Source organism: Gilvimarinus gilvus (genome assembly GCF_030518155.1).
In the GTDB taxonomy this organism is placed as follows: domain Bacteria; phylum Pseudomonadota; class Gammaproteobacteria; order Pseudomonadales; family Cellvibrionaceae; genus Gilvimarinus; species Gilvimarinus gilvus.
Map to the genome: position 1 here is coordinate 1 of NZ_JAULRU010000594.1, position 316 is coordinate 316.

Annotated in this window: 1 protein-coding gene; it reads right to left on the reverse strand. The window is 50.0% G+C overall.

Annotated elements, in window-relative coordinates:
- Positions 1-316, reverse strand: a 316-nt coding sequence (locus tag QWI17_RS14865) for a DUF748 domain-containing protein (protein WP_302723314.1), incomplete at both ends; no start/stop codon positions are given.

The following is a 316-nucleotide window of genomic DNA, read 5'->3' on the forward strand; positions in this document are numbered from 1 at the left end:
AACGAAGAACCACGTCAGCCGAACCATCCCATGTAAGTAACTGCTGACTAACATCAAGATCAGCCTGATTCCAGTTAAAGTCATCTACCCGAAAAGAGCCGCTTTGAGCAATTGTAATGCTCTCTCCCATCATGGCTGTTAATTTCAGATCGGTGGTAAGTGTCGCTCGCAACTCAGGTACAAAGGGCGCCGAGAAGGAATGGATTGGCAGATGGTCGAGCTTGATATGCAATTCAGAGCGCTTCGCTGTGGTCAGCGGCTGAGCCTGTGTATCCAGGCTAAAAGGGGCGCCATTAATCGCACCGTTAAGCGTGAG